Annotated in this window: 17 protein-coding genes; 7 read left to right on the top strand and 10 right to left on the bottom strand. The window is 54.5% G+C overall.

Features of this window, described 5'->3' with window-relative positions; all coding sequences use genetic code 11:
• Nucleotides 1–51: 51 nt before the first annotated feature.
• From VLM75_04170 to VLM75_04155, 4 genes are all read left to right on the top strand, one after another.
• On the top strand, nucleotides 52–1,593 hold the full coding sequence (locus VLM75_04170) for an OmpA family protein (protein HSV96114.1): 1,542 nt from the start codon (nucleotides 52–54) through the stop codon (nucleotides 1,591–1,593).
• Between the two features lie 66 nt (nucleotides 1,594–1,659).
• On the top strand, nucleotides 1,660–3,213 hold the full coding sequence (locus tag VLM75_04165) for a 6-hydroxymethylpterin diphosphokinase MptE-like protein (protein ID HSV96113.1): 1,554 nt from the start codon (nucleotides 1,660–1,662) through the stop codon (nucleotides 3,211–3,213).
• Nucleotides 3,210–3,806 carry a dephospho-CoA kinase gene (gene coaE, locus VLM75_04160; protein ID HSV96112.1) on the top strand — a complete coding sequence of 199 codons (597 nt, stop codon included), beginning with the start codon at nucleotides 3,210–3,212 and terminating at the stop codon, nucleotides 3,804–3,806. The genes VLM75_04165 and coaE overlap by 4 nt, the downstream gene beginning before the upstream one ends.
• Entirely contained in the window at nucleotides 3,770–4,564 is a 795-nt protein-coding gene (locus VLM75_04155) for an SPOR domain-containing protein (protein ID HSV96111.1), read from the top strand. Before coaE ends, VLM75_04155 begins: the two co-directional genes overlap by 37 nt.
• Before the next feature lie 76 nt (nucleotides 4,565–4,640).
• Here the strand turns inward: VLM75_04155 and gyrA are convergent, their stop codons facing one another.
• From gyrA to VLM75_04115, 8 genes are all read right to left on the bottom strand, one after another.
• Entirely contained in the window at nucleotides 4,641–7,100 is a 2,460-nt protein-coding gene (gyrA, locus tag VLM75_04150; GenBank protein ID HSV96110.1) for a DNA gyrase subunit A, read from the bottom strand.
• A 45-nt stretch (nucleotides 7,101–7,145) separates the two neighbouring features.
• Complete coding sequence (gene gyrB, locus VLM75_04145; GenBank protein ID HSV96109.1) at nucleotides 7,146–9,041, bottom strand: DNA topoisomerase (ATP-hydrolyzing) subunit B; 1,896 nt, start codon at nucleotides 9,039–9,041, stop codon at nucleotides 7,146–7,148.
• Nucleotides 9,034–9,276, bottom strand: a complete 243-nt coding sequence (locus tag VLM75_04140; GenBank protein HSV96108.1) for a hypothetical protein — start codon at nucleotides 9,274–9,276, stop codon at nucleotides 9,034–9,036. Before VLM75_04140 ends, gyrB begins: the two co-directional genes overlap by 8 nt.
• The gene (locus tag VLM75_04135; GenBank protein ID HSV96107.1) at nucleotides 9,276–9,647 is read right to left on the bottom strand and encodes a DUF721 domain-containing protein; all 372 of its coding nucleotides are present in this window, start codon (nucleotides 9,645–9,647) and stop codon (nucleotides 9,276–9,278) included. Before VLM75_04135 ends, VLM75_04140 begins: the two co-directional genes overlap by 1 nt.
• Nucleotide 9,648: 1 nt before the next feature.
• Complete coding sequence (recF, locus tag VLM75_04130) at nucleotides 9,649–10,749, bottom strand: DNA replication and repair protein RecF (GenBank protein HSV96106.1); 1,101 nt, start codon at nucleotides 10,747–10,749, stop codon at nucleotides 9,649–9,651.
• Between the two features lie 54 nt (nucleotides 10,750–10,803).
• Nucleotides 10,804–11,925, bottom strand: coding sequence for a DNA polymerase III subunit beta (gene dnaN / locus VLM75_04125; GenBank protein HSV96105.1), 1,122 nt, complete (start codon nucleotides 11,923–11,925; stop codon nucleotides 10,804–10,806).
• Between the two features lie 343 nt (nucleotides 11,926–12,268).
• The gene (gene dnaA, locus VLM75_04120; protein ID HSV96104.1) at nucleotides 12,269–13,603 is read right to left on the bottom strand and encodes a chromosomal replication initiator protein DnaA; all 1,335 of its coding nucleotides are present in this window, start codon (nucleotides 13,601–13,603) and stop codon (nucleotides 12,269–12,271) included.
• Nucleotides 13,604–13,989: 386 nt separating this feature from the next.
• Nucleotides 13,990–15,630, bottom strand: coding sequence for a FlgO family outer membrane protein (locus tag VLM75_04115; protein ID HSV96103.1), 1,641 nt, complete (start codon nucleotides 15,628–15,630; stop codon nucleotides 13,990–13,992).
• 186 nt (nucleotides 15,631–15,816) lie between these two features.
• Here VLM75_04115 and VLM75_04110 point away from each other — a divergent pair, with 186 nt between their 5' ends.
• Nucleotides 15,817–16,404, top strand: coding sequence for an SGNH/GDSL hydrolase family protein (locus VLM75_04110; protein HSV96102.1), 588 nt, complete (start codon nucleotides 15,817–15,819; stop codon nucleotides 16,402–16,404).
• Complete coding sequence (locus VLM75_04105; GenBank protein HSV96101.1) at nucleotides 16,401–16,661, top strand: transcriptional coactivator p15/PC4 family protein; 261 nt, start codon at nucleotides 16,401–16,403, stop codon at nucleotides 16,659–16,661. The genes VLM75_04110 and VLM75_04105 overlap by 4 nt, the downstream gene beginning before the upstream one ends.
• On the opposite strand, the gene VLM75_04100 is transcribed toward VLM75_04105, so the two are convergent.
• Nucleotides 16,642–18,072, bottom strand: coding sequence for a hypothetical protein (locus VLM75_04100; protein ID HSV96100.1), 1,431 nt, complete (start codon nucleotides 18,070–18,072; stop codon nucleotides 16,642–16,644). The two genes, VLM75_04105 and VLM75_04100, sit on opposite strands and share 20 nt — an antisense overlap.
• Nucleotides 18,073–18,106: 34 nt before the next feature.
• Here VLM75_04100 and VLM75_04095 point away from each other — a divergent pair, with 34 nt between their 5' ends.
• Nucleotides 18,107–20,056, top strand: coding sequence for a B12-binding domain-containing radical SAM protein (locus VLM75_04095; protein ID HSV96099.1), 1,950 nt, complete (start codon nucleotides 18,107–18,109; stop codon nucleotides 20,054–20,056).
• A gap of 10 nt (nucleotides 20,057–20,066) precedes the next feature.
• Here the strand turns inward: VLM75_04095 and VLM75_04090 are convergent, their stop codons facing one another.
• Nucleotides 20,067–22,214: a diguanylate cyclase gene (locus tag VLM75_04090; GenBank protein HSV96098.1), complete on the bottom strand. Its 2,148-nt coding sequence runs from the start codon at nucleotides 22,212–22,214 to the stop codon at nucleotides 20,067–20,069.
• Nucleotides 22,215–22,223: the final 9 nt, after the last annotated feature.

The raw sequence follows: 22,223 nt of genomic DNA, 5'->3' as shown, positions 1-22,223 counted from the left end.
TACTCTCCCGTCGTCAGGATGGAACACGAAATACCGGAAAAGGATCAGACGATGAAAAAAAACGCACTGTTCGTTTCCTTGATGGCGTGCATCCTCGCCGCGTCCTTTGCGGTTGTGCTGTTCTCCCAGATACTTCCCCCGCAGGTGGAAAATATCGCGAACATGGGTCCATCTATTAATACCCCTTTCGATGATTTCGCCCCCTCCTTTACCGCCGATGGGAAGACCATGGTATTCAATTCTAAACGCTCCGGCGAACCCTACCAGAACATCTACCTGTGCAGCAATAAGGACGGCGAATGGAGCGAGCCTCGCGCCATCAGAGAGATAAATTCGTCGTTTAACGACGAAACCCCGTTCATAACCGCCGACGGGACCTTCATTTTTTTTGCGTCCGACCGCGACGGCAGCCTCGAGATGCCCGCCGACGCCGCCGGGAAAATACGGGTTTCGTACGACATCTATGTAAGCCAGAACATCAACGGGAACTGGCAGCGCCCTATCAGACTGCCCGGCACGGTCAACACCATCCACCACGAGCGCTCTCCCAGCCTCAGCCGGGACTTCACCACCCTCTACTATACCACATGGCCTTTCGGCACCATAGACAAGGCCTACATAATGAGCGCCGAATACCGTGACGAAACCGGCGACGGTTCCTTCGTCGATCCACGGCGCATGCCCGCGCCGATCAACACCGGCGAGCAGGACATCAGCCTCGTCCCCTCGCTCGACGGTAAAGGCTTCTTTTTTTCCTCGCGTCGGGCGGGCGGGTTTGGGGGATGGGACCTGTATTTCGCGCCCTTCGAGAACGGCAAGTACGGCGCTTCGGTGAACCTCGGCCCCGGGATCAATTCAGACGCCAACGACGTCCATCTTTCCGTAATCGGCGGCAGCCTGTTTTTCTGTTCCAATCGAAAAGGCGGCCTGGGGCTGTACGATATCTACACCTCCACCATCGTTAAAATCGAGCCGCTTAAAATCATCATCCGCGATAAAAAGACCGGCAACCCGGTAGAAACCGAACTTAACCTTTTCACCAGGATTGAACAGGACGGAGAGGATGCCATGACCGTCGCGCTCAAAAAAAAGACCGACGCGAAAGGCGAGGCCGTAATCACCTACAATCCCGCCGTTAAAACGATCGACCTCAATATCAGCGAAAAGGGATACATGCCGCTCTTTAAAACGATCGACCTCGCAAAGGCAAAGGGTACGCCTCAGGTTATCGAACTCACCCCCGTCGAAAAAGAGGCGCGCTTCGATATGCACGCAATACACTTCGATTTCGAATCCGCCAGGATCAAGCCCGAATCGATCCCTTATCTGGACGCGCTCGCGGAGTATCTGAAGAAGAGCCCGGAGCTCCGGTTTCAAGTCATCGGCCACACCGACCTCCACGGCACGGACGAATTCAACAACAAACTCAGCCTCGAGCGCGCCCGCGCGGTTAAAGACTACCTGGTCAATAAGGGCGTCAACGCGTCGCGCCTCTCGATACGCGGTGCGGGAAAGACCGAGCCCAAGGTCGGGAAAACCGGCCCCGAGTACGACGAGCAGAACCGCCGCACCGAATTCAGGCTGTTGCAATGACGGAACGGGAAAGGGCGGATCGATAAAAAGCGAAAAAAAAACACCGATTGTTTCGATCATTAAAGCATGGACCGATCGCCGCGCTTCGTCATAGAGCCATCCCGTGAAGGCCCGCCGACCCTCGCCGTCATGGATGGCGGCGCCAGGCACTACCTGCACAGCAGGGTGGCTCCCACACGAGAGGCGGAATCCCTTCGCCCTTCGTTCAATACCGATAAATACGACGTGCTCATCGTCCTCGGCGCCGGCCTCGGCTACCACCTACTTCCCTTGGGTGAGGACGCCCTTGCATACACGCGGGTGCTGATCATCGACATCCTGCACGGAATCGATTCGGAGATCGCCCGTAATCCATTGACGGCCTTTCTGCTCGAGCAGCCCGTAAGCCTGGTCGCCGGCTGCTCCATGGACGAAATCGAGCCCCGTGTCGACGAATTTCTCTCCCATGGCGCGACGAGGGGTATCCAGGTGCTCGAGCACCCCGCGTCGCTTCGTCTTTTTCCGGAATACTACGACGGTGCCAGGACCGTCATCCGCAGGGCCCTCGACCGCTTTAGCGCCAATATAGCAACCAGGAATGCCTTCGCCCGGCGCTATCTCCGCAACGCCATCCTCAACATCGGGAGCCTCGGGCGTTTTTACCCGGTCAACGCGCTGTTCGACCGGCTGGAGGGCCTTCCCTCCGTCGTCATCACCTCGGGACCGACGCTGGATTGCGTTCTTCCGTTTATTAAAGAATCACGCTCGCGCATTGTGATCGTTGCGGTAGACTCGGCGCTTCCGGTGCTCTCCGGCGCCGGAATTACACCGGATTTCGCGATCTCCATCGACCCTCAGCAGCATGTCTGTGAACACTTCGCCCGCGGATGGCCCGAGGGAGCGATGCCCGTATTTTCGCTCACCGCATATCCGCTTCCGGTTAGGCGGCACGGCGGGCTTTTATCGCTCAACACGCATCCCGTCTCCCAGCTTATCGAGGAGCTTCACCCGGGGGCAGTGGGCTCTATCGATTCAGGAACAGGTACGGTCGCCGGAGACGCCATACTGTTTGCGGCGCGTCTTGGGCTATCGCCCATCGCTCTTGCCGGCTTCGACTTCTGCTTCGGCGATCACACCATCTACGCGCGATATACGGCCTATCAGCGGCGCTTCGCTCTCTTTTTCCAGGGACGGTTCGAACCGATTGAAACGCGCAACCTCGCCTACATCATGAAATCAAGCGGCGGTCATCTCGTTGACGGCCGGTTCAGCCGCAAGTCCTTCGCCGCTTACCGCGGTTCCATCGAGTCGCTCATCCGCCGCAAGGACATCCGTAACCTGTACCGACTCCGGACCTCTGGCGTTTCGCTTGCCGGCACGTCGGATATCGAACCTGAAATCTTTTTCTCGTCGTTCGCCGTCCGCGCCCTCGATTCCGCGCAGATCATCCGCTCGGCCATCGAATCGTTCCCGGTCATTTCCCAGAATCCGGAAATGCGCGCTCTGCGAAACGCCTTCGCTCATCCCGATATTCGAAATCGCCTTCTGCGCGCCTCGCTCCCCGGAGAGACCGATGAAGCGATCATCAATTCAATGAAGACCAAAACAATGCATGTGTTGAATATGGAGGATGAACAATGAAGATCGGGGTAACAGGAATATTCGCATCGGGCAAGGGCACGGTTTGCGCGATGTTCGAGGATCTCGGCGCTCGCGTCATCGACACCGACATCATCGCCAGGGACATAGTCGAGCCCGGCACCGAGGGGCTTGCTCTGCTTGTCGAGGAATTCGGCACTGAAATAATCGGAACCGACGGCGCGCTCGACCGCCGGGGGTTCGGCAACCTGGTGTTCAAAAATCCCGAATGGGTAAAACGTCTCAACTCCATCACCCACCCGCTCATTTTGAAAAAGGCCGCTGAAATATTTCAAAGCGCGCCGGACGCCATTTTCATGGTGAACACACCGCTCCTTTTCGAAAGCGGTTTCGACCGGTTTATGGATAAAACAATAGTCGTCACCGCCGCCACCGAACAGGCGCTCGAACGGGGTTCGCTGCGGGACAATATAAGCAGGGAAGAAATCCAGGATCGGCTGAACAACCAAATTTCTCTCAATGAAAAGATAAAAAGGGCCGATTATGTAATCGATAATTCAGGCGGGCTGGAAAACACCAGGAGGCAGGTAGTAGAAATATGGAACACTTTGAAGAATTCCACCAGAAGGGAGTGAAGGAAAAGAACATGTATACCGTCAATCTCGACACGCCGCGCATCATCATCGTCGCGTCGGTCGCGATCGGGGTAATCATAATATCGTTTCTGCTCGGAATGAACCTGTATAAGGCGCACGAGAAGCCCGGGGACTCCCTCGCGCAGCGGGACTCCCTGCTCGATCTGCCGACGGACTCGATTTCCCCGGGAAGGATCCCGCCTCCGGACGATAGTATGATGAACGCCCAGTCTGAGATAGACCGACTCATCATGCCCGGCGCAGGCGAAAGGGACAAAACACCGGCGGCCAGGGGAAATGAGTTCGCCGCGATGGAGAAGAATTCCTTATCTCACGATGTACTCACCTCCGAGGCCATTAAGGAGATCATACCGCCCGCACCCGATCTAAAGGAGCATGCCGTTCCCGCGGAGAAGATTAAGCCTTCAAAAAAACAGACGGTGAAGAAGGGGGACAAATCGCGCAGGCAGAAGACCGTGGAGGTCGTTTCGGACACGAAGAAGGAGACCAGCCATGCGCTCAGGGGGGAGTACTCCGTGCAGGTCGCGGCATTTGATAAAAAATCCAAGGCCGCTACCGAAATCGAAAGCCTCAAAAAGATGAAATACGACGCCTTCATGGACCGGACACAGGTGAACGGTAAGAGCTATTTCAGGGTTCGCATCGGCCCCATCGCAACGAAAGCCCGCGCGCTCGACATACTGAACGAGATACAGGAAGACTCGCGTTACACCGAGAGCTTCATGATCCGCGAATAACAAACTCTTATATAATAAAAAAAGCGCGGGAAACCGCGCTTTTTTCGCACCGGCCCACCGGCCCACGAGTCTCCTTCTACAGCTCTTCCGAAATTACCGCGAAATCCGTAACCACATCGCTTTCGTTCAGATCAAGGAGCTTGACTCCCACCGTTGACCTGCCCTGTATCGACACGTCCTTCGCCAGAAGGCGTATGGTCATGCCGGTCTTCGACGCAATGATGATCTCGTCCTCGGGGAATACCGATCGTATACCCGATGCAGGCCGGTTTTTATCCGAAACCTTGAGGTAAGCCATTCCCTTGCCGCCCCTGCCCTTGGTGGCGAAGTTGCGGTAATCAATCTTTTTCCCGTAGCCCTTTTCGGTTACAACGAAAAGCGAGGAGTCCTTTTTCACCACGTCCATTCCTATAACCATATCGCCGGAAGCAAGGCGCATGCCGATGATCCCCGAGGAGTTCCTCCCCATCGGGCGCATCGACCGGATGTTGGTCCGCACGAGAAGTCCCTTACGCGAGGCGATAATGACATCGTCATCTCCCTTGACGAGCTTGACCTCGGAGAGTTCGTCGTCCTTTTTCAGGTTGATCGCGATGATTCCACCCTTCTTCGCGTTGCGGAAATCCTCAATCAATGTTTTCTTGAGGATGCCGCCCTTCGTCACCATGCAGATGTACATTTCGCTTTCCATGTCGGGAACGGCACAGATGGCCGTAATATCCTCGCCCGAGGACAGGTTTATCATTCCCTTCAGCGATTTTCCGCGACTGGTCTTGGAAGCCTCCTGAAGCTCGTAGGTCTTCATCCCGAAGATCTTGCCCTTGTTCGAGAAGAGAAAAACCATATCGTGCGTGGCCGCCACCATCATCAGCTTGATAAAGTCTTCCCTCTTGGACGACATCCCCGTAACGCCCTTGCCGCCGCGCCTCTGTTTTTTAAACGTGTCCACCGAGAGCCTTCGGATGAACCCGTCGTTGGTAACCGTGACCACCATGTCCTCGTCGGCGATGAGGTCCTCCACGTCGAACGAGGTGGATGATTCGGCCCCGACCAGTATCTCCGTGCGGCGCGCGTCGCCGAACTTCTGCTTAACCGCAAGAAGCTCGTCCTTCACGATTCCGAGGATCCGCTTGTCGCTTTTAAGGATTGCCTTTAGCTCCTCTATCAGCTTCAGTAGATCCTTTAGCTCCTCTATTATCTTTTTCACCTCCAGGCTGGTCAGCCGCTGCAGGCGCATCTCGAGAATGGCCTTTGACTGGACCTGAGAGAGCTTGAACCGCTTGCGCAGGCGCTCGTCGGCTTCGTCGACGGTCTTGGAGGAGCGGATTATGCTTATGACCTCGTCGATATTGTCGAGCGCGATCTTAAGGCCCTGCAGAATATGCTCCCTCTCCTCGGCGCGCTTGAGCTCGAACTGGGTCCTGCGCGTCACCACGATCTTGCGGTGCATTATATAATTTGAAAGCAGGCCCTTGAGGTCGAGCACCTTGGGCTCGTTGTTCACCAGCGCGAGCTGGATGATGCCGATCGAGGTCTGGAGCGGCGTATGCTTGTAGAGCTGGTTGAGTATGATATTGCTGTTTGCGTCCTTCTTTAGCCCTATGACGATGCGCAGGCCCTCGCGGTCCGATTCGTCGCGAAGCTCGGAGATGCCCTCGAGCTCCTTGTTGTTAACCATCTCTGCGATGCGCGTTATCAGCAAGGCCTTGTTTACCTGGTAGGGTATCTCGCTTACGATGATCGTTTCGCGCCCTTTTTTGTCCTCCTCTATTTCCACGCGCCCGCGCACGACAACGCTTCCCCTTCCCGTGGAATAGGCCTTGGCAATGCCGTCCGCTCCCATTATGATTCCGCCGGTCGGCAGGTCGGGCCCCTTGATGATCTTCATGAGCTGCCTGATGGTAAGATCGGGATTGTCGATTAGGGCCACGGTTCCGTCCACCACCTCGGAGAGGTTATGAGGTGGTATGTTAGTCGCCATACCAACGGCGATGCCGGACGACCCGTTGACCAGCAGATTGGGATAGGCCGCGGGAAGCACTGTCGGCTCCTTCCTCGTCTCGTCGAAGGTGGAGAGAAAATCCACCGTCTCCTTGTCGATGTCTTTAAGAAGCTCCTCGGCGAGGTTCGCGAGCCTCGCCTCGGTGTACCGGTAGGCGGCCGGCGGGTCCCCGTCGACCGAGCCGTAGTTGCCCTGGCCGTCGATGAGCGGAATGCGCATCGAAAAATCCTGCGCCATTCGGACCATGGTATCGTATACGGCCGCGTCACCGTGCGGATGATAGTTACCGATGACCTCACCGACGATCTTCGCCGACTTTACATAGGGACGGTCGCTTCGCCAGGCCCGCTCGTTCATGGCGTGCAGGATGCGCCGGTGCACCGGCTTCAGCCCGTCGCGGACGTCAGGCAGCGCCCTTCCGACGATGACGCTCATCGCATAGGCCAGATACGAGTCTTTCATCTGGTCTTCGATCTCTATGTTGATGACCCTCTGACTCTGGTCTTTCCCTTCTTTGGAGTCCTTCTTCGTCACGTCCTGTTCTCCTCTCTCAATCGGTCTGTTTAACCAGGTCGACCCTTACAGGTCGAGGTTCCTCACGTTGCGGGCGTTGTCCTCGATGAATTTACGCCGTGGTTCTACCGCGTCTCCCATGAGGACCGTAAAAACGTCCTCGGCCCCCACCTCGTCCTCCATGTTTACCTGGAGGATCGTACGTCGTGCCGGGTCCATCGTGGTTTCCCACAGCTGGTCCGGATTCATCTCGCCGAGGCCCTTGTAGCGTTGAATGTTCACCTTGGATTTGTCAATGCCCTTCAGTATCCTGTCGCGCTCCTCGTCCGTATACGCGTAGAGCTTGTCCTTGCCCGACTTGATGTTGTACAGCGGCGGTTGGGCGATGTACAGGTAACCGTTGCGTATGACTTCCGGCATATACCGGAAAAAAAAGGTCAGAAGGAGCGTTCGTATGTGTGAACCGTCCACGTCGGCGTCGGTCATGATGATGATCTTGTGATACCGCGTTTTGGCGATGTCGAACTCGTCTCCGATCCCGGTCCCGATGGCCGTGATGATGGTCTTGATCTCTTCGTTCGAGAGCACCTTGTCCAGGCGCGATTTCTCGACGTTGAGTATTTTACCCTTCAGCGGAAGGATCGCCTGGAAACCCCTGTCACGCCCCTGCTTCGCCGAACCGCCTGCGGAATCGCCCTCGACCAGGTAAAGCTCGCAGTGCGCAGGATCACGCTCCGAACAGTCGGCGAGCTTTCCGGGGAGCGTATCGTTTTCGAGTGCGTTCTTGCGGCGCGTGAGCTCCTTCGCCTTTTTGGCCGCGAGGCGGGCCTGCGCGCTCAGAATGCATTTTTCGAGAATCTTCCGCACCACCTGCGGGTTCTCCTCGAAAAACTGTCCCAGGTTTTCGTTCGTCGCCGACTCCACGATTCCCTTGACGTCGCCATTGCCGAGCTTCATCTTGGTCTGCCCCTCGAACTGGGGATTCGGAAGCTTCACGCTTACGATGGCCACAAGGCCCTCGCGGACGTCGTCGCCCGAAAGCTGCGCCATCTTCTTGTCGAGGCCCTCTTTTTTCAGAAACTCGTTCAGTACGCGCGTTAGCGCCGATTTGAACCCGATAAGGTGCGTTCCACCCTCTTTGGTGTTGATGTTGTTTGCGTACGTGTACACCATCTCATTGTAGGAGTCGATGTAGTCCATCGCCACCTCGATGTCCACTTTCTCGCGCACCGAGTGAAAAAATATGGTCTTTTTTGTGATTGAAACTTTGTTCTCGTTCAGATACTGAACGAAGGAGACGATACCGCCCTTAAACTGGAAGACGCTCTCCTTGCCCTTGCCGCGATCGTCGCGCAGGATTATCTTTATTCCGCCGTTGAGAAATGCGAGCTCCCGGAGCCTTCTTGCAAGCGTGTCGAAATTGTATTCCGTCGTCTCGAAAATCTTCGGGTCGGGCTTGAACACAACGCGTGTCCCGTTTTTCTTTGTTTCGCCGGTCTGCTTTACCTTTTCCTTCGGGATTCCCCGCACGTAATTCTGCACATAGGTCTTTCCGTCACGGTATACCTCAACCTTCATTTCGGCGGAAAGCGCGTTGACAACCGAAACACCAACGCCGTGCAGTCCCCCTGAAACCTTGTACGACAGGTTATCGAATTTCCCGCCGGCGTGCAGCTTGGTCAGCACGATCTCCAGCGCCGACGCCTTGTATACCGGGTGAATGTCTACGGGTATGCCGCGACCGTTGTCGATGACCTCGATCGAGTTGTCCGAGTGGACCGTCACCACGATGGTGTCACAGACCCCCGCAAGGGCCTCATCAATTGAATTGTCCACCACTTCGTATACGAGATGATGAAGACCGTTATGATCGGTCGAGCCTATATACATGGCGGGGCGCTTGCGTACCGCCTCGAGCCCCTCCAGCACCTGTATTTTATCCGCACTGTATTCGCTAGTCATGTCTCCTTCTCCAGTAAAAATCTTCCTCTTCAAGCCTGCGTTTGATCACGGTAAAGGGGCTTACAATACCGCCCAGTCTTCCGTTTTCCCTGTCGATAAAGACGGCCTTGTCGTCATCCGTAATACCTTCCAGATGGTGCGCGTTTTCCAGGGATTTTCTGAGCGTCTCCACGTTGAATATTCCGACGATCTTCCTGTCTGAAACGAGTATCCTGCCGCCGATATGTATGAACATCAACGTTTGCCCCCGCCGTTTTTTCCGGACGACGACCGCCCCGCGAAGAGGTCCCGGCGTACCACCACGCGCAAATCGCGAAGCCCGGGAACGCCGCATTCGTCCCTGACCTTGGCGAGAATTAAATCACGCATCATCGATATCTCGCCTCCATAGACGGAGTGATCAACAGCCACAAAAAGAATTCCGCTGAATATCCTGTCGGGATAACTATGCGCCGAGATGAGTTCGCCGACAACAGAAGCCCACCTTGAACGGATGGACTCAACGAGAAAATCGTCCCTGAAGCCGAACTGTGCAATTATCGACTCCACGAGGACGCCGAACCGCGTCGGCCTGTTCATCCTCGGTTCCTTTACCCTGAATTTCATTCTACGAAATCATCCCCCCTGGACCGACGTTGAAAATGCGCGCTCCACAAAAAGTCGCCGGATCGATCGATCCTGTATTAACGATCGTAAAAATAACCTGGTTCTCACCCCGAAGTGAATCGACCAGGTTTTCCCTTCTCTCGGAATCGAGCTCGGAAAAAACATCATCGACCATAATAACGACTCGCTCACCGGTGGCTTCCTCAATGAAAAGGCGCTCAGCGTTTTTCAGGGCTATGGACGCGGTTCTCTTCTGGCCCTGAGACGAGCAGCTTGAAAAGGTCCTTCCATTTTCATGGTATAGGACGTAATCATCGCGATGAGGACCGGCCGTCGTCGTACCGGCCATCATATCCCTTCTTCTGTTTCCGGATATTTTTTCGCGTATCTCATGCAGTGGGCCCTCCCCGAAGCCGCAGAGGTAGCGGAGCACGGGAACGCTGTCCTGTTTCGCCATACACTGATACGCACCACTGAAAGAGGGCGTAAAAGATTCCAGAAAATCCATTCTTTTTTTAATGACCCCTGACGAGCTCGACGCCAGCATTTCATCCCAGACGTCAAGCTCGCTCACGGCGGCTTTCCTTTCAAGAAGGGCCTTTAACAGGCGATTCCGAGACGCCAGTATTTTTCTAAACTCACCGATCATGGAAAGGTACTCACGATCAACCCGCGCGATGATGGCGTCGAAGAAACGTCGTCGACCCTCCGGCGATCCGGATATAACCAGTATATCACCTGGGGAATATATCACCGTAAGAAGTCTGCCGAAATAGTCCGATGACCTGTGTATTTCACAGCCGTCCACCTTGGCTTTTTTTGTGGTCGACCCGGGCACGGACGAGTATCCTATTTCAAGTTCTCTGAAGTCGGACTCTGCCGACATCAACCTGCAAAAATACGATTCCTCGCCCCATTTTACCATGTCGGCGTCCGCGGCCCCCCTGAAAGACCGTATATTCGCCGCCACCGAGACCGCTTCGATAATATTAGTCTTTCCGCTTCCGTTGGGACCGACGATAAAATTTATGCCGCTCGAAAAGCCCAATTCCAGGGTATCATAATTGCGAAATTTTTTTAGTACGATGCTGTCCACAAACATCGGTATAAGCCATTAAGGCGGCACACGGAAAAATCCGATTCCGTCAACCGTCTCCTATGATGATTTTACCTGGATCGGCATGATAACCGAAAAGCAGTCAGGGTCACCATCAGGAGTAATCGTGACCGGGCTCATCTGCCCGGTCAGTCCGATCGATACAGAGTAAGCGTCCATCTCCTTGAGCGAATCCATCAGGAACTGTGCGTTTATTCCCACCTGCAGAGTGTCTCCGGCGTTCGATTCCATTGCGATCTCCTCGCTCGATTCGCCGAGATCGGGAGTCTTCGCTTCCACCACAAGGCTTTCCTTGCCGAAAGTGAGGATGATCTTATTCGCGGGCTCTTTTGTAAAAACCATGGCCCTTCTCACCGAATCAATCAGGCGCTTTGTCTCCAGAACCGCGGTTATGCTCTGTTCTTTCGGAATGACCTGCCGGTAATTCGGAAACTGCCCCTCAACTATCCTCGAGATAAGATCCGTCTCACCTATCTTGAAAAAACACTGGTTTTCAAAAAAAGAAAAACTGCACATGCCGCCGGCGAGAAGACGCACTATTTCATTCACGGTTTTCAGCGGTATTATCACACTCTCGGGGAGCTGGACATCGTTTTCAACCGTCCTGGTCACCATGGAGAGCCGGCGAGAATCTGTCGCTACCACGGTCACCTTTCCTTTCTGCTCGGACACCATGTACACACCGTTGAAAACCGGTTTTATCGTGTCAATCGCCGCCGCGTGTATCACTTTTCTGAGCATGTCTTTTAATACGCTCTGGCTTATCTCCACGGCATTCTCTTCAGCGAAAAACGGGACTGCTGGATAATCATCCTTCGATGTCCCTACCAGCGTATAGCGGGCCTTTATATCCTTCGACCTGGTCTTTATATTGACCTGATATGAATTGTTGACATCGACGATAACCTCTCCCTTCGGCAGCTCCTTTAGGATGCTCGCGAAGCGCTTGCCGTTGGCGGTGAGGGACATGTCTCCGTCCGCGACCGCGTCCAGCCGCGTGCGGATACCTATCTCGTTGTCGGTCGAAACGATCTCCACCGAATCCCTTGAAATATTGAAAAGGCAATTCGATAAAATCGTATTTACGTTCTTGCTCGATATTATCGAGTCGGCGATCATTATCGACCGCTGGAGGGAATCTTTGTCGACAGTAAGATTCATATCGGTCTCCGTCCGCTGATAAAAGTTGCCGTGTTGAGAAACCGGGAAAGACCGGAAATCCAGATGTTCTGCAACACTACTGTTATAAACATATTAATTATTAATTATACTTCGTAGTAATAGTATCGCCGGATATGTTGATAACTCCGGAACTGCTGGTATGTCCAGCGGTTAACACCGTAGCATACATGTGAATAAAATCAACAACTTAATGAGACATAAGTGAATATTGGATTGTTAAGGAAAAAATATCGTATAAATACCAACTGAGAATAAAATAAAAATTTTATACCGCTGAAAAAGAAGGATATCCACCGGATATCAAGAGGATATTAACGGGAGATCAGCACTTGAGTTCGGTTATCATGTCCTCGACGCGCTCCTTGAATTCTTCGTCCTCTTTTATCATTTTTTCGACATTGTTCATCGCATTGAGTACGGTGCTGTGGTCCCTGTCGCCAAATTCCCTGCCTATATCGATAGTTGTAAGATCTGTCATCTTTCGGGAGATATACATCGCGACGAATCGCGGAAGAACGACACGGCTGTGGCGGCTCTTTGAGGAGAGGTCCTCGACGGAGACTTCAAAGCGCTCAGCGACCTTTGACATTATATCGGCCGGTGATATCTTTTTCTGCGTGTCCTCGTCGAAAAGGTCTTTGAGATGTGTCTTGGCGTGCGCTATTGTAATAGGCTCGTTTTTAACGACGGCCACCATATTGAGCCTGATAAGCGCGGCCTCGAGCGCGCGTATACTCGACTTGATGCGTCGTGCAATATAATTGAGCACCTCGTCGGGAATGTTCATGTTATCGCGCTCGGCCTTGTTGCGGAGAATGGCCTCGCGGGTCTCGAGATTGGGAGGCTGAATGTCGGTGAGCAGTCCCCATTCAAAACGGGTGCGAAGCCGCTCTTCGAGCGTGGAAAGATCTTTCGGAGGACGATCGCTCGAGATGATGATCTGCTTTTTATTGTTGTGGAGCGTATTGAAGGTGTGAAAGAACTCCTCCTGTGTCTGCTCCTTTTTTTCGATAAACTGAATATCGTCGATGAGGAGGACATCGACGTTGCGGTACTTGATCTTGAAACTTGTAATCGTGTTGGTACGGATGGCCTGTATGAACTCGTTGACGAACTCCTCGCTTGGAACGTACAGCACTTTAAGATAGGGACGTTCCCTGAGGATGTGATGGCCGATCGCCTGCATGAGGTGCGTTTTGCCGAGACCAGTGCCGCCGTGGATGAAAAGAGGGTTGTACTGAGTCGCGGGCGCGCGCGAGACGGAAATTGCGGCAGCGTGGGCGAGCTGATTATTCGGTCCAATGACAAAGTTCTCGAAGGTATAGCGCGGATTGAGCCGCTGGGCGGAATAGTCGGTCCCCTCAACCGGTCTTGACGGCTCGGCGGGCGCGGGTGTATCTACCGCAGTGGCGCGACCGTTTCCGGTGACGAACTCGCAGAACATGTTATGCCCGGTAATGGCGCCGAGAGCCGCGACTATCATCGACGAATAATTCTCGGAGATGTGCCGGCGGGCAACCTCGTCGGGAACCTTCACCTTGAGCGTGTTGTTAGACAGGGAAACAGGCTCCGTGTCCTTCAGCCACATATCAAAAGACTGCTTGTTGATATTTGACTGAACGGACAAAAGAACCTTTACCCAGATTTCCTGTACCATAAAGACAACTCACCAGTTATCAACAAATGTGGATAACTTTGTTTATAAAATGAATAATGGTTCGAGTAATGTTTGTATAATTTTTTCTGTTACGTACGGCGGACGTAAGACGAAAGAAAGATCTATTGGCACCGCGCTGCCCTTTCTTTAGTTTAGAGCTTGTATTTTTGCAACCAATTAATTCAGCAAAAAAAGTATAAGTCGAAAAAAAACGGTATTCTTGATATGTTGAGGATAAGCCCGTGAATTCGAGTGCATAAGGTGTTAATAAGTGGCATTTTTTTGTTAAAAAGCAGGTAGTAGTCTGTGGATTGGTGTTATTGGTGTTAAAAGAAAGGCGGGCGCCATGCCCGCCTTTCTTTTAAATTGAGATCAGATCAGGGAATCTATTGAAGTTCCGAAAGGTTCTTCCGGTAATCAGCGTTGTTCGGGTCGCGCTTCGCCGCCTCGCCATACCAGAAACGCGCCGTGGATGCGTCATTCAGCTTGTTGCGGTAGAGCCATCCCAGGTATCCGGCGGGCCACGCGTAATCTGGGTGATAGTCGTGTGCCTGTCGGAGGTATTTAACGGCGTTAGCGTTATCGCCAGTCTGCGCATAACAGTAGCCGAGATTCGCCAGCGTGTAACGATATTTCGGATCATGCTTGAGTGAGACAAGATAATTCTTTATCGCCTCCGGGTGCTGGTTTTTCAGAAGATAGACATAACCGATCTCGCTCCATGCGTTGGCGTAGTCGGGCTTGACCTTGACGGCCTTCTGGAACTGCTCCATTGCATCGTCGAGCCTGTTCAAACGCCTATAGCCGATTCCGAGGTTTATTATCCCGAGCGGATAGTCCGGATATTTCTGAAGCACGATCTTATACATGTCCAGGGCGCGCTCAAGATGGTTATTGCGGTCATACACCACGCCGAGGTTCATGTATCCGGTCTTGAACTCGGGATCAATTTCGACGGCCCTCGTGAAGGACTGCTCGGCAAGGTCCAGTTTTTTCTGGTCCAGATAAATGACGCCCAGGTTGTTGTGCGCGTCCGTAAGGAAGTTGTTGAGCCGGATGGCCTTTAAAAGATATTCCTCCTCCTTTGCGTCGTCGTAGCCGTAAATCCGACTGAGAAGAAAATACGCCTCGGCATTATTTGGATTGATCTCGAGCGCCTTGCGCGTTTCGTCCTCGCAGAGCCGCCACTTGTCCGGGTAGCGCTTGTCGTCGGCCTCCTGGTAGTAACGCGCGACAGAAAGGTGCGCCTCGTCGAGATTGGGGCTTATTTCAATGGCCTTCTTGCTGAACTTGAATGAATTCTCGATAAGAGAGACGTCGATTTTATTGGCGTAATTTCGAAGCTCCCAGTAGCGAAGCGAATATGCCTTGCCGAGACCGGCGTACGCAAGGCTGTAATTGGCGTCTATCCCGACAGCCTTGTTGAACATCTCGATAGCCTTTACGTAGTCGAGTTTGTTAAGCAGGAACTCCTGCCCCTTAACGTAGTACTCATAGGCGCCGATGTTGCTCGTGAAGTTCTGGGTGATGCGGTTCTTTACATCGAGCGTAATTGCGATGTTGGTCTGGTTTATGATCTTCAGTGCGATCTCGTCCTGAAGTTCGAAGATATTGTCGAGGACGCCGTCGGACTGCACCTGCTTGAGTATTTTATGGCTCTCGACCTCGACGAGCTTGGCATTGATTCGGATGCGATTGCCGCTCTTCACGTAGTTTCCCACAACTATGATATCCGCCCCCAGGGCCTTCCCGACCTTCTTGGCCTTGGTCTCGTCGAGCACCCCGGACTGGCCCAGCTGGACCTCGCCGAGCACCTTGTCCACGTTGACCCGGTCGATGACGATATAATCCTGTACGTTTTTAAGCTTGTACGAGATGGAGTCGGCCAGGCCGATCTCGAGCCAGGCGATGGACTTGTCCATGGTCAGGTTGCTGAACGAGGACACGCCGATCACCTTTTCCGCGAAGAGGGAACCGGCGAAAAGAAATTGAAAAAAAAATAGAAATATGAGAGTTGTTCTCTTCATGGACTGTCTCCTGATTTCGAGTTTTCCGAGCCCGGTTACCCTGGTCCCGCAACTGGGCGAAACCAGACAATACGACTGAAATGATATAAAATAAAGAAAATTTTAAGGCGACCAGCAAAGGGAACATTTAAACACATGATGTAAGATGTAAACAATTATATGCAACGAGATAGAAGGGACGGATAGATGATCATGCGCAGGCTGTTGATACGGGGAGGGAGTATAGCAGCGGGAATAGGAGCCTCCGAGCCGTACGCGTTGATTCTTGCCGGTGAGCTTGCGGCGAATGGAGTCGAGGTGTTTAACCGTTCCCGGGCGGGAGACACGAGCTTTGAGGCGGTACGGACGTTTTTCGATGACATCGCTCCGCTCAGCCCGGACATACTAATTCTTCATTTCGGATTGGACGATATGTACCATCCGGTTTACCGGTCCGAATTCAAGGAGAATATGGTGCAGGTAGTGAGGCTCGCGCGCGAACGATTCGCTCCCGATATATTATTGTTGACCTCGCAGTCCTTTACCGATTCCTCTGTGATGGACGCCGCGTCGATTTACTACAGGGCGATCCGTGAGGTCGCTGTGGACCTCGGCTGCGAGTATCTGCCGGTGCATCTGTGGTGGATGTCGCATCTCGAGTCGAAGGGCGAGAACAGCGCCACGCTGTATGATTACGATGAGCGATTTCCCAATACGGAAGGGCACAGGATAATCGCTTCGGCAATCGCGGAGAAAATAAGGGAAATACTGAACAAATCGGAGAAATTGCAATGAGCGTTCTGATAAAAGACATTCCAAAATCGAACAACGAGATCATCAGGATAGAGATATCCGAATTCAAGGGACGGGATCTCATCAATATACGGATATGGTTCCAGTCCCTCGATGAAAAGGGAAACGCCGTGTACAAGCCGACACAGAAGGGCATAGCGGTCAATGTCGCCCAGTATGAAGAGCTGAAGGACGGCATAGAGCGTATCGGCGCATACCTCAACGACAAGAAGGACGGCACTACCTCGAAAACCGAATGACGCCGCGTTCATAGAGCGAGAGTATGCGATCGGCGAGTTCGTCACCGGCCCTGCGCACCTGGGGTTCATCGTGCAGGATGTCGGGATTGACAGTTCCCCTGAGTACGTCCTCGACGAGAAAGCGTGCGGGCTGCACGATCCCCGCGAGAAGGCGTCGGCGCGTTTCGCCGCCGACCCCCTTAAGCGCGGTCGCGATAAGGAACCATCCCGCGTCCACCAGAAGAAGATCGTAATCCCGGGGTCCGGCGAGGCGTGAGAGCAGGAACGCGATGTCCGTACGCCCCGAGGAAAGGCGGCGCATCCCTGCCTTTCGGACGGTTGAGGCGAAACGCGCCCTCGCCTCGGACAGTTCCGTAACGCCGAAAGCGGTGCAGCCGGCCGGAAATACAATGGCCTCGACGGTGCGCCCCGAAACGCACGACCGAAGCGCCTCAACGCACGACGGGGGGGCTCCCGCCAGGGCTATGGCGGCGGTACGCTCGCCGCAGAGACCGAGAGCCTCGTACAGATATCCATCACGGGCAGCGGTCTCACAGAGAGACCATAACTCGCCGCAGGGCAGGGAACGTGTAAGGCGAAGGTCGAGGATGACGGCACGCAGTTCGCGAAAGGGCTTAAAATACTTAGGGGGATCGGCCGACATGATGAGACGGTGCAACGCTTCCTCGACGGAATAAACGCCCCCGACAAGGTCGCGCCGCGTTATTCGCAAACAGCGCGCGGCGGCAATGCCAAGGCCCTCCCGGACGAGCGCCGGGGGCAATGCGGCGCGTATGCGATCGACGTATTCGGGAAACGCATGGAGCAGCAGAAGGGCCTGGTAAGCGGAAAGATGACCGTGGACGCGGAGCGCGTGGAAAAGAGCTTCGAGATCCAGGGGAGGAAGACAGTCGATGAGCGCCCTGATGCGGGGAAAGCACGCACGGGACTCCAGGAAGAAGGCGCCGATCGCCTCTTCTATAAACTGAGGGTCTTCACCGCTAAATTTAAAGGGCAGGAACAGACGGAAGAATTCAACTGGAATAACCAGCCTGAGAAAACCGCCGCCTACAATGGAAAGATCAATAATATAGGATACCCCGGGCACCGCGTCCGGTGCGAACGTCTGCACGCGCACCGAGACCGGCATACCGAAGGCGATGCATAAAAGCATGGACACGCTGCGCTCAAGCCAAGCGGCATACCCGGCGAGCGTTTTGCAGGTTTCATCGGAAAGGCCGCCGGTGGAGAGTATAACTGACAGGCGGCGGTGCCCGGAGGCGATCGCCATTGAGAGCACGGGGGCCGCGAAGGGGTCGCGCGGGTCAGTCCGGACGAGAGGGGAAAGCGCGGCAATCCCGCCGTCAACGTGCGCCTCGATCCCCGGAAGAAGAAGGCCTGTAAGGATACGCGAGGGCATGGTATAATGCATTGATCGCTCCGGTCCGGATTATCAAGGTGGGTGTATGATACGTCGAGGCGCGCCGTCGGGCAACAAAAAGATCATGAGCATCCTGTACGTGCAGCTACCGCTCATCGACCACGGATACAATTATATACAGGGGAATGTGCCCTACGCACCGGCAGCCATCGCGGCATACGTGCGCCGCAATCACCCCGGCAGGGTCGCGATCGAACACCTGCCATTCGTCATCGCGAACCTCTGCTCAGACCGGGTGATCACCCGGTATATAGGGAACACCGCGCCGGACGTGCTGTGCTTTTCATGTTACCTGTGGAACGTCGAGCGCAACGTCGAAATAGCCGGTATCATCCGGACAATGCTGCCGGAACTGACCGTGCTGATGGGAGGCCCGGAAATACGGGAAGGCTCGTGGGCGCTTTCGGAGCGTCGTGATGCGGTAGATTATTTTGTCGCCGGAGAGGGGGAATGGTTTTTTGACCGGTTCTTTTCCGGTAATGGAAATGGAATTGAAAAATATATAAAGGACGTAAACGGAAACCGTCTGGTCCGTCAGCCCGATACGGAACTGGTGGACATCATTAAAGCGCCGGAGCCGTTTACGGGCTGCGAGCTTGACACCATGACCGACGGCTCGGTCTTCATGGAGATGACCAGGGGATGCCCGTACCGCTGTTCGTACTGCTTTTACTCGGGCAACTGCCCCGGCGTCCGGGAGCGCGAGTTTGGCGTGCTGCTCGACGCGCTCGATAAAAACGGGCGAATCGATCTTTCCGAGATATATATCCTTTCGCCGACCTTCAACCGCATGCCGGACTTTCGCGCCAGGCTGCGAACGCTTGCCGGGCGCAACAACGGCGTCCGCCTGCATACGGAAATGCGCTCGGAGGATATTGACGATGAGACCGCGATGCTGCTCCATGCCGCCGGTTTCCGCAGCCTCGAGGTGGGCATCCAGACGCTCACTCCCGGTGCGCTGAAGCGCATAGGCCGGAGTGGAAGCGTGCAACGCGCTATGCAGGGAATGAAAAGCCTCGCATTTGCCGGCATCGATCTGAAGATCGGCGTCATTCCCGGGCTTCCCGGCGACAACCCCGCGCGTTTTCTTGAAGGCGTGCAGACCCTGGTGGATAAGGGCTTCGGGGAATCGATCGAGCTTTATCCTCTCATGATGCTTCCAGGAACCCGCATACGTGAAGAGGGAACGCGGGAGGGGGCGGTGTTTCAGAAGAAACCCCCTTATTATCTTGTCGATGGATGGGGCTTCGATTTCAGCGATATAACGGCCATCAGACGCGACCTCGAGGCGATGACCGGCTATTCGCATCAGACGATGAGGATCCCGGATTTCAGCGAGGCCGAGGGGGGCCTGTTCTGCCGGGGCGTGCGATTTGATGGGAGCGTCGCCGGGGCATGGGACGGGGCGCGATACGCGGATCTCATTGAGAGCGCGGTATTCGGTTTTAACGTTTATTGCGATACCGGGATAAAAGCCATGCCGGCCCTGGTATCCCTTTTCGAGGCCCTTCCGATGCGACACCAGTTTTACAACGTGGTTTTCTTTTCGGAAGAGCCGCAGGACGAAAGGGGTATCGGCGAATTCCTCAGGCACATCGACGGCGATTATCCGAATCGCCGCATGCGCGTATTTGACGAATGGAGGGAAGGCTCACAGATCATGTTTTACCAGGTCTTTCGCGGCGAGCGAAGGTTCCGGGAAGCCCTCGGGAGGTATCGCATCATCGACCCGATACTGCGGATCGATGCGAACGGTGGTGGCGCGCCGGCGGCCGTTGCGCAGCTCCCCGGGGCCGCCATACTCGTGGCGCGGGGCGCCCTCGACGCGATCGGGGACGAGATACTGGAGCACTGGGCTGACCGGATAGAAAACATGGCATTCGAGAGCGAGGAGGAGGCGGCGCGATACTATCGACGCGCCGGGTGCGAATTCTTGAAATGGCCGTTCAACTTCGGCGTGAAAGACATGCGATAGCGTGCCGGCATTACGAACTCTGCCGCATGTTCGATATAAACGGTCCCGAGGCGTGAAAGATCTTTAGATCTTTAAGAATCTGAAATTCGTCTTCGAGGAGGATATTGCGGGCGAGTACGGGTATTCCCAGCTCGTCGGCGAAGAGCTTGAGCCCGTTGATGATCTTGATGCGATCGGGAAACAGGTGGATGTTCCGTATAATGTTCTCGGAAAAGCAGAGCAGGCGAAGGTCCACCGTGGAGAGTATATTGAGAATGTCGTTTCCGATATAGCAGTTGTCGATTCCCAGCGAGACGTTCCCGGGCAGATCGGAGGCTATGCCGACGAGCAGCTCGGGCGGAAACGACTCGAGAACGCTCTCATTCAGCATAAGCACCACCTCCCTGTCGGGGAGCGCCGCGCCCAGCAGCCGCGCGTACTCGTCCAGCTCGACTGCGGAAACCCACGGGATGACGAGTGGGCATTCAATCTCGTCCGAGAAGGATTCGGCGAAGAGTCTCATGAATCTCTCGAAATCATCGCTCCCGACGATGCTCTCCCTGAGGAGGAGCTCGGTGAAGTCGGCCTTTATGATGAAGTTGCACGATGAGAAATAATTGTACGAGGGCTTCATCGACAAGAAGTTGTAAAAACTCCTTATCTCGAGCACGCCTTTCAGGGAGGAGGAGTCATAAAGTGCCTGGCGAACCTCGTTGAAGATGTTCACGAAGAAGTCTCGTTTGTCGTCCAGCAGGTACACCCTGTCCCGTATGTGCTCGATTTCATCCAGGAGGTTGCGCGGATTCCACTTTTCGAAATAGATAACGTCGCCGGAGAAGTAGATGTCGAAAAAATAGTTAAGGATGAAGACGAAAAAATCCATGGAGATGTCGCGGCAGAGAGTCTTGAACTTCTCCGGGTTGTAGGAGAAATCGACGATGCTGGGGAAGAGGGCCACGACTTCGTGGCTGAAGAAATTGGTGACGGCCAGGTAGATGTCTGACGGGAAGTTGCACTCGCACGCCCAGCTGATGATGAACTTGATGTTCTCGACATCATAATCCATGTTCTTCTGTCCGCGTAGCTCCCTGAGATTAAACAGCGGCTGGAGCTTGATGATGAGCACGCCGATGCTCCGCACCTCGTAGTCGAGGTTGATGATCTGTTCCAGCGTCTGGGGAAGATAGGGGAGCTTGGAGACCGGCTCGTTGAACGGCGCCTCGAAAAATGTCCCCTTGCAGGTCTTCAGGTATTCCCAGAAACGGTCGTTGCGCGCCATGATGGGCCTGAAAATGTAGGTGCGCGCCCTTCCATCGTTCTTGGCCGCATAGAGCGCCTGGTCGGCGCGGGAAAGCAGCTCGGAGATGTTGGAGGCCATGGATGGATATTCGGCAATCCCGGCGCTGAAGGAGATATGGAACACCTCGCTCGAGCCGGCATGTCGAAACGGCGTCGCGGCGAGCTCATCGCGGAGCGAATCGATCGTCGTAACTGCGGAAGGCGCGCTCGTGCCGGGAAGGAGGATAACGAATTCCTCCCCGCCGAAGCGCGCAGGGAAGAAATTGTCGGAAGAGCGATTCTTTAACATATCCGCCAGCTTCATGAGTACAAGGTCCCCGGTCTGGTGGCCGTAGGTGTCGTTGACTTTCTTGAAAAAATCGAGATCGAGAATACAGAGGGCGACAGACTGGGTCCGGGGATTCTCGAGCTCGCCGGCGAAGCGCTTGAGAAACTCGCGCCGGTTGAAAAGGCGTGTGAGATCGTCGGTGACGGACAGATGATACAGCTCGTCGAAGCTGTTTACCTTTGAGCGCACCAGTGCCCGCAGCTCGTCTGCGTTGAACGGCCTGGCAAGGAACGCGTCGGCGCCGGTCTGCAGGGCGGCGATACGGTCGTCCACTTTGTCCGACGGGGCGATGAATATGAATGGGATCAGGCGCGTTTTTATACCCGCGCGGATCTTACGGCAGAGCTCGTAGCCGTTGAGTTCGGGAAGGTAGATTTCGGAGATGATGATGTGCGGAAGCCGGTAGGTGATGACGCTGAGCGCCTCGATCCCGGTGTGCGCCGTAATATAATCGTAATCGATGTCGTTCAGGACCTCGCAGATAAGATCGACGTCCTCTTGCCGGTGGGCGACCACCAGCACTGTTTTTTGGCTTCCTCTGGGGTCCTTCAACCGGGGCCT

Source organism: Spirochaetota bacterium (assembly GCA_035477215.1).
Classification (GTDB): domain Bacteria; phylum Spirochaetota; class UBA4802; order UBA4802; family UBA5368; genus MVZN01.
Note: the sequence above shows the minus strand (reverse complement) of the source record. Positions and strands in the feature narration are given on the sequence as shown.